Source organism: Halomonas sp. H10-9-1 (assembly GCF_040147005.1).
Classification (GTDB): domain Bacteria; phylum Pseudomonadota; class Gammaproteobacteria; order Pseudomonadales; family Halomonadaceae; genus Halomonas.
The window spans coordinates 2,963,531-2,976,934 of record NZ_JAMSHO010000001.1 but is presented as its reverse complement, the minus strand read 5'-3'; the positions used below and the strand labels follow the sequence as shown (position 1 = coordinate 2,976,934).

Below are 13,404 nucleotides of genomic sequence, written 5' to 3'. Positions count from 1 at the left end.
CGTGATGGGGGAACCGCTCACCCTGCTGCTTGTCGCCGCCACCTTCCTGGTGGCCGGCGGGGTCAAGGGCATCATCGGCATGGGCATGCCCACGGTGTCGCTGGCGCTGCTGGCCGCCACCCTGGGGCTGCAGCCGGCCATGGCGCTGCTGCTGGCGCCCACCCTGATCACCAATGTCTGGCAGGCGCTGGTCGGGGGCTACCTGGGGCGCATCGTCAGGCAGCTCTGGCCCTTCCTGCTGGCCTCGGTGGTGACGGTGTGGCTGGGGGTGAGCGTCCTGGCCCGGGTCGAGGTGCGCTGGCTCTCGGGGCTACTGGGCGTGCTGATCGTCTTCTATGCGCTCGCCGGGCTGTGCAACCTGGGCCTGGCGAGGCTGGTCGGCGGCGGGCGCCATGCCGCGCCGGTCAACGGGGCCCTGACCGGCCTCCTGACCGGCATGACCGGCTCCTCGGTCTTTCCGGGCGTGGCCTACCTGCAGTCCCTGGGCCTGCCGCGGGAGATGCTGATCCAGGCCATGGGCGTGCTCTTCGTGACCACCACCCTGGCGCTGGGCCTCGCCCTGGGCGGCCAGCGTCTGCTCAGTGTGGAGCTGGGCCTGCTCTCCCTGGCGGCGGTGGTGCCTGCGCTGGTGGGCATGCGGCTGGGGCAGTGGCTGCGCGGGCGCCTCTCGGAAGCGACCTTCCGGCGCGCCTTCCACAGCGGCCTGCTGGCCATGGGCAGCTACCTGCTGGTGCGTGCGGTGTCCGGATAGCGGGAGTCTGGTCGGTTTCGGGAGGTCCAACCCTCAGGCAGGCGAAGGGGAACGCGATGACAGATGACAACAGGGCGGTGCGGCGCACCGGCCTCGGCATGATGCTGCTGTTCTGGATGTTGTTCATCGCCACCGGAACCTGGTGGTTTCACGGCTATGTGGAGCGCCAGCGCAATCCCAACGGCCACCTGGTCAGCGCCGTGGAGGAGGGCGGGCCGGTGGTGCTGCAGCGTAACCGCGGCGGCCACTTCGTGGCCACGGGCCGCATCAACGGCGAGGCGGTGGAGTTCCTGGTGGATACCGGCGCCACCTACGTGGCGTTGCCGCGGGAGATGGCCGAACGGCTGGGGCTGGAGGCGACGGGAAGCGCCTGGTTCAACACCGCCAACGGCCGGGTACGCGGTGAGCTCACTACCCTCGACGAGGTCAGCCTGGGTGGCCATGTGGCCCGCGATGTGCGTGGCTCCATCAGCCCAGGGCTTGAAGGCGACAGCGCCCTGCTGGGCATGAGCTTTCTCAATCATTTCGATATTCGTATCCGCGATGCCCGCATGGTGCTGACCCCCGCCGGCGAGTGACGGCAGCGCTTGCGTCGTGAAGGGCGGCCGGGCAGTCTCTTGGAGTATCGTTCCAACGGAGTGCCCTTATGACCCCATCGTCTTCGTTGCAGGCTCGCCTTGGCATCGCACGGCCGATCCTGCAGGCCCCCATGGCCGGTGCCCAGGGCAGCGACCTCGCCATCGCCGTGGCGAAGGCCGGTGGCCTTGGGGCGCTGCCCGGCGCCATGCTCACCCCGGATGCCATGGCGGCGGAGATCTCCGCCTTTCGCGCCGCCAGCGCGGCGCCGCTTAACGTCAACTTCTTCTGCCACACCCCGCCTGAGCCCGACCCCGGGGCCGAGGCGCGTTGGCGCGGGGCGCTGGCTCCCTACTACGCCGAGCTCGGCCTAACCCTCGATGCGGTGCCTGAAGGCGCAGGGCGGCGGCCCTTCGACGCCGAGGCTTGCGCCGCGCTTGAGCCCTGGCGCCCGGAGGTGGTGAGCTTCCACTTCGGCCTGCCCGACGCGGTGCTGCTCGAGCGGGTCAAGGCGTGGGGGGCCATGGTGCTGTCTACGGCCACCACCGTGGAGGAGGCGTGCTGGCTCGAGTCCCACGGCGCCGATGCGGTGATCGTTCAGGGGCTGGAGGCGGGTGGGCATCGCGGCATGTTCCTGACCGAGGAGCTCACCACCCAGGTCGGCACCTTCGCGCTGCTACCCCAGGTGCGGGAGGCGGTGGCGCTGCCGCTGATCGCCGCCGGGGGCATCGCCGATGCGCGCGGTGTGTCCGCGGCCCTGGCGCTGGGCGCCGAGGCCGTCCAGGTGGGCACGGCCCTGCTCTGCTGCTCCGAGACCATGATCTCGGCCATTCATCGCCGGGCCCTGCAGTCCGAGGCGGCGCGCCACACGGCGCTGACCAACCTCTACAGCGGCCGCCCGGCGCGGGGGATCGTCACCCGACTGATGCGCGAGCTGGGCCCGATCAGCGAGGCGGCGCCGGCCTTTCCCCTGGCCAGCACTGCCGTCGCACCGCTGCGGGCCGCCGCCGAGGCGTCCGGTAGCGGCGACTTCTCGCCGCTGTGGGCCGGCCAGAACGCCAGCCGCTGTCGCGAGGTGCCCGCCGCCGAGGTGATCGCCGAGCTGGCCGCTGGAGTGTGAGCCGAGAGCTGGTGCGCCAGCCGCCGCCGCGGTGCTGGGGTGAGTCGACTGGCGTGCCGGGGGCAGGGCAGGAGATGGGTCCTGTCGCCATGGAGTGACGGTTGGTCCGCCGCCGGTGGCTGTGCTACCAATGATGGGGCGAGGCAATCCAGACAATGGCAACAAGAATGGCAACAAGGAGGTGTTCAGAATGGGTATCGAGGTGACCGGGCTGCTGGGCCTGATCTGGTTGATCATCATCATCTGGGCCATCGTCAAGGTGGCCAAGAGTTCGGCCGGCGGCCTGGCCAAGCTGATCTGGATCCTGGTGCTGCTGTTCTTCCCCCTGCTGGGGCTGATCGTGTGGTTCCTGTTCGGCCCTAAGGGATAGCGACTCCTCGGCCAGAGACCGTCAGGCAGGCGCTCGGGCCGGGTTGTCCGGGGGCTCGCCGCGGTCGCATTTGACGCACTCGAGCGCGAGGCCCAGGCGTGAACGTCGCCCCGCTTCGCTGGTGACCCAGGGGCGCTCCACCCAGGGCGGCTGGTGGCGTACATGCTGGTTGTGGCCGCAGGCCAGCTCGGCGACCCAGTGGTCCTCTTCGTCGCGATGGTAGCCGACGATGGGCTGTCGCATGGTGCTAGCGGCGCTCCGGTGGGGCCTTGTAGTGGCCGGGCACCCTGACCCGCTCGCCGCTGGGCAGGGTACGCACATGGGTGGGGACGTAGATTCGCTTGATGACACTCTTGTCCATGGTAGGTCTCCGGAGGCATGGCCTCGCACCGGCGAGGCTTGATCAGTGTGGGCCGCGTTGGCCGGTGCTGGCAATACCTCGCCCGGGCTATTCCTCGCGACTAACCCGCGCCAACCCTCCTTGCCACACGCCGTGTCGAGGCCGGTTGCACAGGCGGATGGCGTGTTTTCAGATATACTTTAGTGAAAGGCGGCAAGCCCCTTCACGGCAGCCGCCACCCAATGACCCATGGAGTTGACCCGAGGATGGACGATAGTCTGCCGCCCCGAGAACAGGACCATGTGCTGATCGTCGAGGATGACGAGCGCCTGGCCGGCCTGACCCGCGACTACCTCGAGGCCAACGGCTTCCGAGTCACCCTGGAGGCCGATGGTGCCCGCGGCGTCGACAGGATCCTCGCCCTGCAGCCGGACCTGGTGATCCTCGACCTGATGCTCCCCGGCGAGGACGGGCTGTCGATCTGCCGCCGGGTGCGCCGCGACTACCCCGGACCGATCCTGATGCTCACCGCTCGCACCGATGACATGGACCAGGTGCTGGGCCTTGAGATGGGCGCCGACGACTATGTGGCCAAGCCGGTACAGCCGCGGGTGCTGCTGGCGCGCATGCGCGCCTTGCTGCGTCGTTCCGAGGTCGTCGCGCCCAGCGGCGAGACGCGCCTCGTCTTCGGCGAGCTGGAGATCGACAACGCGACCCGCGAGGCGTGGCTTGCGGGCGAGCGCATCGAGCTCACCAGCGCCGAGTTCGACCTGCTCTGGCTGCTGGCCAGCAACGCGGGGAGGGTGCTGACCCGCGAGGAGATCTTCTCCCAGCTGCGCGGCATCAAGTACGACGGTCAGGACCGTTCCATCGACGTGCGCGTGTCGCGCATCCGTCCCAAGATCGGTGACGACCCCAACCAGCCGCACCGTATCAAGACGGTGCGCAGCAAGGGTTACCTGTTCGTCAAGGATGCCTGAACCATGTATCGGGCCCTGGCCGACAGCACCTTCCTGCGCGTGTACCTGCTGTTGGCGCTGGCCCTGCTGCTGACCTTCGGGCTCGGCCTGCTGGGTGTTGCGCTGGTCGACCAGGTGCGCCGTGAGGCGCATCGCGAGCAGCTGGCCGAGGCGCCGATGCGGCTGCTGACCGAGCGGCTCATGGCGCTGCCGCCCGCGGCCCATGACTCCTGGCTCGATGCCCAGGGGCAGCGCCTGGACATGCGGGCCAGCGTGGGGCCGCTGGAGGAGGCCTCGCTGGGTTATTTCTCCCGGCTGCGCCTGTCCCGCGGCAAGGTGCTGGTGGAGCCGCGTGACGACCAGGGCTGGAGGCTACTGTCGCTGCTGCCCGATAGCGAACGCCTGCTGCGCGTCGAACTCACCAACCTCAGCGAGCACCAGCTGCGTGGCCTGACCGTGCTGCTCGGCGAGTGGCTGGCCACGGTGCCGCCTCCCGCCCGTCAGGCCAGGCTCGAACGCCTGGCGGGCGGGTGGGCGCCGGTCACCCTCGAGGAGGCACCGCCCGGCGGGCTGGATGACTACCAACTGCGTCGGCTTACCGACGGTGAGGTCGTCATTCAGCTGCTGCCCAGGCGCTGGTCGGTGGCGATCTACCTGGCACTCCAGGAGCGCAGCGGCGATGCCAGCTGGCTGGTGATCGGTCCGGTCCAGGCCTTCGAGCCGATGCCGGGATCGCTGCAGCTGTTGCTGGTGCTGATCATGCTGGTCGTGCTGGGGGTGACCATCTATCTCATCGTGCGCGGGGTGGAGGCGCGCATGGTGCGTCTGGAGCTGGGGGCCTCGCGCATCGCGGCTGGACGGCTCGATACCCGGGTCAAGGTGGAGAGTGCCGACTTCGTCGGCCGCCTGGGCATGGCGCTCAACGGCATGGCCGCCCAGGTGCAGTCGCTGCTGCGTGCCCAGCAGGACATGATCCGCGCCGTCTCCCACGAGCTACGCACGCCGGTGGCGCGCCTGCGTTTCGCCGTGCAGATGGTCCAGGACATGACCGACGAACCGGCGGTGCGTCGGCAGCTCGAGGGGGTCGATGGTGACATCCAGGAGCTCGATGGCCTGATCGACGAGATCCTCACCTATGCACGGCTGGGCAGCGATGCCATCAACGGGTGCGAGATGGATGCCGTGCTGGTGGACTGCCGCGCCATGGCGGAGCGGGTGATCGAGGCATTGAGCCCGCTGTATGAGCGGCTGACCCTCGAGCTTGCCGAGGGGCCCGAGGTGGAACTGCTGGCCGAGCCGCGTTACCTGCAGCGTGCCGTGCAGAACCTGGTGGGCAACGCCTGTCGGCATGCCGGCTCCCGGGTGCTGATCCGTGTGCGGCGCGAGCCTGCCCTGGTTCGCATCGACGTGGAAGACGATGGTCCCGGCGTGCCGCTAGCCGAGCGCCAGGCGATCTTCAAGCCCTTCGCGCGGCTGGATGACAGTCGCACGCGCAGCGCCGGGGGCTATGGGCTGGGGCTCTCCATCGTGCACAAGGTGATGAGCTGGCATGGCGGCAGCGTGAGTGTGGACGACAGCGCCGAGCTTGGCGGGGCGCGCTTTACCCTGCTGCTGCCACAGGGCAACGAGCTCGGCTAGCCTCAGGCCGGCTTGATGCCGTCGAGTACCGCGAAGGAGGTCTCCCGGGCGCTGCGCAGGAAGTCCTCCATCCATGGCGCGCTGCGCGTCTCCTCGCGAATCGCCGCGAACAGCGTGCTCCATACGCCCTTCTCGCCCAGCGGCACGGCCTTGACGTAGTCGCGCTCCAGGTACTCGGTGAGCGCCCAGTTGGGCAGCGCGCAGACCCCGCGGCCGCTGGCCACCAGCTGCATCATCATGATGGTCAGCTCGGCAGTGCGTACCTCCTTCGGCCGCACCCCCGCCGGGTCGAGGAACTGGGTAAAGACGTCCAGCCGCGAGTGCTCCACCGGGTAAGTGATCAGGGTCTCCTCGGCCAGCGCCTCCGGGGTGACGAAGCCCTTGCCAGCCAGGTGGTGCTGGCGGGCCACCGCCAGCAGCCCCTCGTAGCGGAACAGCGGCTCGTAGTGCACCCCGGGAAGCGGCTGGGGGTCGGCGGTGATCACCAGGTCGAGTTGCTCCCGGGCCAGCGCCGGCAGTGGGTCGAAGTGGTGGCCGCCGGGGATATCGATCTCCACCTCCGGCCAGTGATCGCGGAAGTGGTCCACGGTGGGCATCAGCCACTGGAAGCAGCTGTGGCACTCGATGGCCATGTGCAGCCGCCCCTGCTCGTTGCCGGCCAGTCGCGCCAGGTCGCGCTCGGCCATGCGTACCTGGGGCAGCACCTGCTCGGCCAGGGTCAGCAGCCGCTGGCCGGCCCGGGTGAACTCCACCGGGCGGGTCTTGCGCACGAACAGCGGGCTGCCCAGTCGCTCCTCCAGGTCCTTGATCTGGTGGGAGAGGGCCGACTGGGTCAGGTGGACCCTTTCGGCCGCCTCTACCAGGGAGCCAGCATCGCGCAGGGCGGTCAGGGTGCGGAGGTGTCGCAGCTCGAGCATGGGTGAGTCGCTTTCATTTTAAAGATTAGGAAGTTTAGTTTGATTCACCTGATATGGCCAGTCAGAATCCATCGTATCTTTCATGAAGACAGGTGGAAACATGACCAGGACTCATATTCTCGGCTACCCCCGCATCGGTGCGGATCGTGAGCTCAAGAAGGCCGTAGAGGCCTATTGGCAAGGAGCGCTCGACCGCGAGGGCCTTGAGGACGCGGGTCGGAAGCTGCGCGCCCGTCACTGGTCGGAGCAGCGCGAGGCAGGCCTCGACCTGGTGACGGTGGGCGATTTCGCTTTCTACGACCAGGTGCTCGACCTCTCGGTGGCCCTGGGTGCCGTGCCGGCGCGCTTCGCCGCCGAGGAGGAGGTGGCCCGTGGCGAGGTCGGCCTGGACACCGCCTTCCGCATGGCGCGGGGCCGCGCGCCCAGCGGCGCGCCCGCCGCGGCCTGCGAGATGACCAAGTACTTCGATACCAACTACCACTACCTGGTACCCGAACTACACGCCGACCAGGCCTTCCGCCTGGCCAGCTCACGGCTGTTCGAGCAGGTCGACGAGGCCCGGGCGCTCGGCCACCCGGTGAAGGTGACCCTGCTCGGCCCCCTGACCTGGCTGTGGCTGGGCAAGGAGAAGGGTGAGGTCGCCTTCGACCGCCTGGCGCTGCTCGACGCCCTGCTGCCGGTCTATGCCGAACTGCTGGCGCGCCTGGCCGGGCAGGGGGTGGAGTGGGTCCAGCTCGACGAGCCGGCGCTGGCCGAGGAGCTGCCGCAGGCCTGGCAACAGGCCTATGAGGCCGCCTACAACGCGCTCACCCGGGCCCCGGTGAAGTTGCTGCTGGCCAGCTACTTCGGCGGCCTTGGCGACAACCTGGGGCTGGCCGCCTCGCTGCCCACCGACGGGCTGCACGTGGATGCCGTGCGTGCCCCCGGCGAGCTCGAGGCCGTGCTCGACCGCCTGCCCGCCTACAAGGTGCTCTCGGTGGGGGCGATCGACGGGCGCAACGTATGGCGCGCCGACCTGGCCCTGTGGCGCGAACGCCTGGCCGCGGCGCGGCTGCGCCTCGGCGAGCGGTTGTGGATCGCCCCCTCCTGCTCGCTGCTGCACGTGCCGGTGGACCTGGCACGAGAGACAGAGCTGGATCCCGAGCTCAAGCGCTGGCTCGCCTTCGCCCGCCAGAAGCTCGACGAGACGGTGACCCTGGCGCGCCTGCTCGACGGCCGCGCCACCGCGGCCGACCACGAGCGGCTGGCGGACGCCACCGCGGCCCTGCAGGCCCGCCGCGACTCGCCCCGCCTGCACCGGCCCGAGGTCGCCGACCGCCTGGCCGGGGTGGAGCCGACGGACCAGGAGCGCGCCAGCCCCTACCCGCGGCGGGCCCTGGCCCAGCGCCGGGCCTTGGACCTGCCACTCTTTCCTACCACCACCATCGGCTCCTTCCCCCAGACCGACGCCATCCGCGCGGCGCGGCGCGCCTATCGCGCCGGCGAGCTCGACCGCGACGCCTACGAGGCGCGCATGGAGGAGGAGATCGCCCACGCCGTGGCGCGCCAGGAGGCACTGGGTCTCGACATGCCGGTTCATGGCGAGGCGGAGCGCAACGACATGGTGGAGTACTTCGGCGAGCGGCTCGATGGCTACGCCTTCACCCGCTTCGGCTGGGTGCAGAGCTACGGCTCGCGCTGCGTCAAGCCGCCGGTGATCGTCGGAGACGTCAGCCGTCCGGGGCCGATGACGGTGCGCTGGAGCGCCTATGCCCAGTCGCTGACCGAGCGCCCCATGAAGGGCATGCTGACCGGCCCCGTGACCCTGCTGCAGTGGGCCTTCGTGCGTGACGACCAGCCCCGCGAGACCACCTGTCGCCAGATCGCCCTGGCCCTGCGCGACGAGGTGGCCGACCTCGAGGCCGCCGGCATCCGCGCCATCCAGATCGACGAGCCGGCCCTGCGCGAGGGGCTGCCGCTGCGGCGCAGCGAGTGGGCCGGCTACCTCGACTGGGCGGTCGCCTGCTTCCGCCTGGCGTCCTCGGGGGTGGGCGATGCGACCCAGATCCACACCCACATGTGCTATGCCGAGTTCAACGACATCATCGAGGCGATCGCCGCCCTGGATGCCGACGTCATCACCATCGAGACCTCGCGCTCGGACATGGAGCTGCTCGACGCCTTCCGCGACTTCGCCTATCCCAACGAGATCGGCCCCGGCGTCTACGACATCCACTCGCCTAACGTGCCCGAGGTCGACGCGATGGCGAGGCTGCTGGCGCGGGCGGCGGAGCGCATCCCCGCCGAACGGCTGTGGGTCAATCCCGACTGTGGCCTCAAGACGCGGCGCTGGGAGGAGGTGGAGCCGGCGCTGGCCAACATGGTGGCGGCCGCGCGCGAGCTACGGCGACGCTTCGGCTGAGCGCGCCCTGGCACCTTGGCGGCAGGCGCCATGGCCGGGTGGCGCCATGGCCGGGTGGCGCCATGGCCGGGTGGCGCCAGCAGGTGGCGGGAGCTGCTATGCTCGGGGCCATCGGATCCCGCTCATGCAAGGAGTCGCCATGCCCCGCTCGCTCGCCCCCGTCCTGTGCGTCGCCACCCTGCTGCTGGGGGGCTGTGCCAGCGCCCCCGCGCCGATCACCCCGACCGGCCAGGCCCCGCTGCTGCCCTCGACCCTCTTCCCCGGTGAGGGGGAGGCCTTCACCGCCTGGCGCTGCACCCCGGACCAGGCGCTGGTCACCGCCGCCGACGAGGAGGAGCTGCGGCTGTGGTCGGCCCATGGCGCCTGGCGGCTGGCCCCCGCCGTGGTGGCCAGCGGGGCGCGCTTCGAGCAGGGTGAGCTGAGCTTCTGGAACAAGGGGGAGGGGGCCGTGGTCGAGTCGCCGCGCGGACGCCTGGAGTGCCAGGTCCGCCTGCGCCGCCAGGCGCTGACCCGCAAGCAGCGCCCCGGGGTGATGTTCCACGCGCGGGGCAACGAGCCGGGCTGGATGGCGAGCCTCGCCCACGACCGCCCCGAGGTCACCCTGACCCTCGACTATGGCAACCGCGAGCAGACCCTGCCCTACCGGGTGACGACCCTCGACAACGAGGCTGGGCGGGTGATCCTGGCCAGCGGTCGCGGCGATACCCCCTTCACGCTGCGCATCGAGGCCGGCGCCTGCCTCGATGACATGAGCGGCGAGCCCTTCCCGGCGCGGGTGACCCTCAGCGTCGACGGGGAGCAGTATCGGGGCTGCGGCCAGGGCATTGCCCCCTGACGCTTTCAGGATTGTTTTCGTTTTTATCGAATATCCAAGGCGGATATTTGCGCTTTTCATGGCAAATAATCCAACTATCATGGCGACCATTCTTCCATGCCTGATCCAAGGAGGTCGCCATGACCACTCGTGTCCTCGTGCTTACCGCTTCCATCCTCGCCGAGAACGGCCAGTCCAAGGGGCTGGCCGAGTACTTCATCGCCCGCGCCGAGGCCCGTGACGGTGTCGAGATCACCCACCGTGACCTGGTGGCCGAGGAGCTGCCGCACCTGGGGCTGGCTGAGCTCGGCAGCTGGCAGGTGGCGGCCGAGGAGCGCAGCGACGAGCAGCGCGCCCTGGCGGCCCGCTCCGACGATCTGCTCGCCGAGCTGCGCGGCCACGACGTCGTGGTGCTGGGGGTGCCGATGTACAACCTGGGGATCCCCAGCCAGCTCAAGGCGTGGTTCGACCGGGTGATGCGTGCCGGCGAGACCTTCCGCTACACCGAGAACGGCCCCCAGGGCCTGGTGGAGGGCAAGCGCGCGGTGATCCTGGCGGCCCGTGGCGGCCAGTACGCCGGCACCGAGAAGGACACCCAGACCCCTCACCTCAAGCTGATGCTGGGCATGATGGGGATCACCGAGGTGGACACCGTCTTCGCCGAGGGGCTCAACATGGGCGAGTCGCATCGCGAGGCGGCGCTCAAGGAGGCCCGCCAGGCCATCGACGGCCTGGTGGAGCGCCTGTAAGGCGACGCCAGCCGAGCCATGGCAACGGCAACGGCAACGGGGCGGCCCTTGGGCCGCCCCGTTGCCGTTGGTGCCTCATGATGGCTCAGCAGCCCTCGGGCGCCTCCTGCAGCCAGCCCGCGGCGACGAAGTCGCTGGTGCACAGTGCCGGGCTCGGGGCCAGGATGCGCCCGGCCAGGCGCGTCAGCGCCTCGCGGTTGCCGCGCGACGGCGCCGGCAGTTGGCGGGAGGTGGCTACCGGGCGCCACACCTCCCCGTCGCGAACCGCCAGGTCGAAGGCGAAGGGGTGGAACCCCGGGAAGCCCAGGCGCAGGTCGGTGGCCACCAGGGTCTCCCGGCCGTCGATCTCACGGCTCTCGTAGCGCAGGAAGGGGCCGGCGAACCACGCCAGGCGCCGGCCGCGCTCGCTGTCCAGCGCCGCCGCCTCGAGCTCGGCGCCACGGCGGTAGGTCTCCACCGTCGGTGGGGTATCGCCGTCCAGGAGGCCCACCAGCAGCTCGTGGTGGTCGTCCCCCGCCACCACCGTGGCCCGCCACAGCAGGATGTTGAAGGGCGTGGGCTGCACCAGCCGCGGCTGACCCTCCAGGCCGCGCTCGGCCAGCACCGGTGCGAGGCGCGCCTCCACCAGCTGCTTGGCGCCGAAGGCCAGCACCAGGTAGGCGCCCGCCAGCGCCAGTCCCCGGGCCGGGGCGCGCTGGCCGTTGCCGGTGACCAGCGCTACCCCGGTCCCCACCAGCAGCGGCAGCGTGACCAGCGGGTCGATGATGAAGACGATGGGGTAGGCGGCGGGACGCACGTCCAGCGGCCACCAGATCTGGGTGCCGTAGGTGGTCAGGGCGTCGAGCAGCGGGTGGGTGAGCAGGCAGAGGCCGAAGAAGGCCGCCCAGCGCCCCGCGGAGATATCACGGGCCGGGGCGAGGCGCGTCGCCAGCAGGGTGAGCAGCGCGGCCAGCCCCGTCAGCACGAACAGCGAGTGGGAGAAGCCGCGATGCTCGGTGACGTTGGCCACGGCGTCGCCATAGTCGATCACCACGTCGAGGTCGGGGAGGGTGCCGAGCGCGGCGCCGATCAGCACGGCCTTGCGGCCCAGGCGGCGGCCGAGCACGGCGCCTCCCACCGCGGCGCCCAGCGCCGCCTGGGTCAGGGAATCCATGGTCGTGGTGTCCTCGTGGTCGGGGTCTGATCTGGGATGCCTGACGGCGGCCAGGGTTCCCCCGGCCGCCCGGTTGGCGGCCTCAGCGCAGCGCCCAGGGCGGCCCGGCGGCGAGGATGCGCGCCTGCACCGGGCAGTCGTCGCGGTGGGCGCCGGGCAGGTAGCCGGTGCTCATCAGGAACTCGCCGACGATCTCCGGGCCGGTGAAGCGGAAGGTGCGCTTGAAGCGCCTCACCCACTCGGCGTGGGGGAGCGGGTGGTGGTGGTCGAGCCAGGCGTGGAAGCTGCCGTGGGTCTCCCGGAGCTCGAGGATGACCGCGGCGTTGTGGATCACGGCGTCGACCTTGCGGCGGTTGCGGATGATACTGGCGTCCGCCAGCAGCCGCGCGCGCTCGGCCTCGCCGTAGGCCGCCACCCGCTCGATGGCGAAGCCCTCGAAGGCGCGCCGGAAGGCCTCGCGCTTCTTGAGCACGGTGAGCCAGGAGAGCCCCGCCTGGTTGATCTCGAGGGCCAGTCGCTCGAACAGGGCCTCGTCGCCCGCGACCGGGAAGCCGTACTCGTGGTCATGGTAGGGGCCATGAAACGGATGCCCCGGGGCCAGGTCACAGTAGTCGCTCATGCGGGGATCTCCCTGGCCATTCCGTTTCCCTCCTCTGCGGGTTTACACTGCCCGTCACGCTACACGATTCATGCCACACGACAGGGAGTTCGATATGCAGTACCTGCACACCATGGTGCGCGTCAGCGACCTGGACGCCTCGCTGCACTTCTACTGCGACCTGCTGGGCCTTCGCGAGGTCCGCCGCAAGGAGAACGACAAGGGGCGCTTCACCCTGGTCTTCCTCGCCGCGCCCGATGACGAGGCGCGCTCCAGTGAACTCCAGGCCCCGGAGCTGGAGTTGACCTGGAACTGGGATCCGGAGGAGTACGGCGGCGGGCGCAACTTCGGCCACCTGGCCTACCGGGTGGAGGACATCTACACCCTGTGCGAGAAGCTGCAGAACGCCGGGGTGACCATCAATCGCCCGCCCCGTGACGGCCATATGGCCTTCGTCAGGAGCCCCGATGGTATCTCGGTGGAGCTGCTGCAGAAGGGCGAGGCACAGCCGCCCCGCGAACCCTGGGCCTCCATGGAGAACACCGGCACATGGTAAGGGCAACACCACTGCGACTGCGCAAGGCCCGCCCGCTGCTGGTGCTGGCTGCCGCCGCCCTGCTGGCCGCCTGCGGAAGTCGCTCCCCGGCTCCCAGCGAGGACTCTTCCGGCGGCCTGGAGGGGCCGCTGGTGGAACAGCGCTGGAACCTGCTGCTGGTGGGCACCAGCGAGCGGCTCTCGATGCCAGAGACCCCCTGGTTCGAGATCGACCGCGATGGTCGCCTGGTGGGCAGCGACGGCTGCAACGAGATGCGTGGCCGGGTGCACCTCGGCGACAACCAGCGCATCGAGGTCAGCGAGCTTTCCACCACCCGGCGCGGCTGCCCGCAGCTGGAAGACGCCGCCCGCGTCACCGGGATGCTGGAGACCGCCTACCGCTACCTGATCGACCACGATCGGCTGGTGTTCTTCGGCCCCGACCAGCGGGTGCTGGGTGGCTGGCGCCAGGCCAACTGAGCCC

At 70.2% G+C, this 13,404-nt stretch carries 15 protein-coding genes; 11 read left to right on the top strand and 4 right to left on the bottom strand.

The annotated features are described in order from the left end of the window. Positions 1–4 precede the first annotated feature (4 nt). The 4 genes from NFH66_RS13695 to NFH66_RS13680 all read left to right on the top strand — a co-directional run bounded on the left by NFH66_RS13695 (position 5) and on the right by NFH66_RS13680 (position 2,817). The gene (locus NFH66_RS13695) at positions 5–751 is read left to right on the top strand and encodes a sulfite exporter TauE/SafE family protein (protein ID WP_349610763.1); all 747 of its coding nucleotides are present in this window, start codon (positions 5–7) and stop codon (positions 749–751) included. Positions 752–807: 56 nt separating this feature from the next. Continuing rightward, complete coding sequence (locus NFH66_RS13690; RefSeq protein WP_349610762.1) at positions 808–1,329, top strand: retropepsin-like aspartic protease family protein; 522 nt, start codon at positions 808–810, stop codon at positions 1,327–1,329. 68 nt (positions 1,330–1,397) lie between these two features. After that, on the top strand, positions 1,398–2,447 hold the full coding sequence (locus tag NFH66_RS13685; protein ID WP_349610761.1) for an NAD(P)H-dependent flavin oxidoreductase: 1,050 nt from the start codon (positions 1,398–1,400) through the stop codon (positions 2,445–2,447). A 190-nt stretch (positions 2,448–2,637) separates the two neighbouring features. Further along, positions 2,638–2,817 (top strand): PLDc N-terminal domain-containing protein, encoded by a 180-nt coding sequence (locus tag NFH66_RS13680; RefSeq protein ID WP_290231217.1) that lies wholly within the window; start codon positions 2,638–2,640, stop codon positions 2,815–2,817. A 21-nt stretch (positions 2,818–2,838) separates the two neighbouring features. Here NFH66_RS13680 and NFH66_RS13675 read toward each other — a convergent pair whose 3' ends face one another. After that, positions 2,839–3,060, bottom strand: coding sequence for a DUF3565 domain-containing protein (locus NFH66_RS13675; RefSeq protein WP_349610760.1), 222 nt, complete (start codon positions 3,058–3,060; stop codon positions 2,839–2,841). A 363-nt stretch (positions 3,061–3,423) separates the two neighbouring features. Between NFH66_RS13675 and NFH66_RS13670 the strand changes: the two genes are divergently transcribed. Together NFH66_RS13670 and NFH66_RS13665 are read left to right on the top strand one after the other, a co-directional pair. Beyond that, positions 3,424–4,137, top strand: a complete 714-nt coding sequence (locus tag NFH66_RS13670) for a winged helix-turn-helix domain-containing protein (RefSeq protein ID WP_349610759.1) — start codon at positions 3,424–3,426, stop codon at positions 4,135–4,137. A gap of 3 nt (positions 4,138–4,140) precedes the next feature. Beyond that, positions 4,141–5,754 carry an ATP-binding protein gene (locus NFH66_RS13665; protein WP_349610758.1) on the top strand — a complete coding sequence of 538 codons (1,614 nt, stop codon included), beginning with the start codon at positions 4,141–4,143 and terminating at the stop codon, positions 5,752–5,754. Between the two features lie 2 nt (positions 5,755–5,756). Here the strand turns inward: NFH66_RS13665 and NFH66_RS13660 are convergent, their stop codons facing one another. Beyond that, positions 5,757–6,671: a LysR family transcriptional regulator gene (locus NFH66_RS13660; RefSeq protein ID WP_349610757.1), complete on the bottom strand. Its 915-nt coding sequence runs from the start codon at positions 6,669–6,671 to the stop codon at positions 5,757–5,759. A 100-nt stretch (positions 6,672–6,771) separates the two neighbouring features. Between NFH66_RS13660 and metE the strand changes: the two genes are divergently transcribed. The 3 genes from metE (at position 6,772) to NFH66_RS13645 (ending at position 10,635) form a co-directional block, all read left to right on the top strand. Further along, a complete protein-coding gene (gene metE / locus NFH66_RS13655; protein WP_349610756.1) occupies positions 6,772–9,072 on the top strand; it encodes a 5-methyltetrahydropteroyltriglutamate--homocysteine S-methyltransferase in 2,301 nt (766 codons plus the stop codon). 139 nt (positions 9,073–9,211) lie between these two features. After that, complete coding sequence (locus NFH66_RS13650; RefSeq protein ID WP_349610755.1) at positions 9,212–9,907, top strand: COG3650 family protein; 696 nt, start codon at positions 9,212–9,214, stop codon at positions 9,905–9,907. Between the two features lie 119 nt (positions 9,908–10,026). Next, on the top strand, positions 10,027–10,635 hold the full coding sequence (locus NFH66_RS13645) for an FMN-dependent NADH-azoreductase (protein ID WP_300272604.1): 609 nt from the start codon (positions 10,027–10,029) through the stop codon (positions 10,633–10,635). A gap of 85 nt (positions 10,636–10,720) precedes the next feature. On the opposite strand, the gene NFH66_RS13640 is transcribed toward NFH66_RS13645, so the two are convergent. Together NFH66_RS13640 and NFH66_RS13635 are read right to left on the bottom strand one after the other, a co-directional pair. Continuing rightward, entirely contained in the window at positions 10,721–11,788 is a 1,068-nt protein-coding gene (locus tag NFH66_RS13640; protein WP_300272605.1) for a metal-dependent hydrolase, read from the bottom strand. 82 nt (positions 11,789–11,870) lie between these two features. After that, positions 11,871–12,407 (bottom strand): DNA-3-methyladenine glycosylase I, encoded by a 537-nt coding sequence (locus tag NFH66_RS13635; protein ID WP_300272607.1) that lies wholly within the window; start codon positions 12,405–12,407, stop codon positions 11,871–11,873. A 94-nt stretch (positions 12,408–12,501) separates the two neighbouring features. On the opposite strand from NFH66_RS13635, the gene NFH66_RS13630 reads away from it, so the two are divergent. Continuing rightward, the gene (locus tag NFH66_RS13630; RefSeq protein WP_349610754.1) at positions 12,502–12,942 is read left to right on the top strand and encodes a VOC family protein; all 441 of its coding nucleotides are present in this window, start codon (positions 12,502–12,504) and stop codon (positions 12,940–12,942) included. Continuing rightward, complete coding sequence (locus NFH66_RS13625; protein ID WP_023007417.1) at positions 12,936–13,400, top strand: META domain-containing protein; 465 nt, start codon at positions 12,936–12,938, stop codon at positions 13,398–13,400. Before NFH66_RS13630 ends, NFH66_RS13625 begins: the two co-directional genes overlap by 7 nt. Positions 13,401–13,404: the final 4 nt, after the last annotated feature.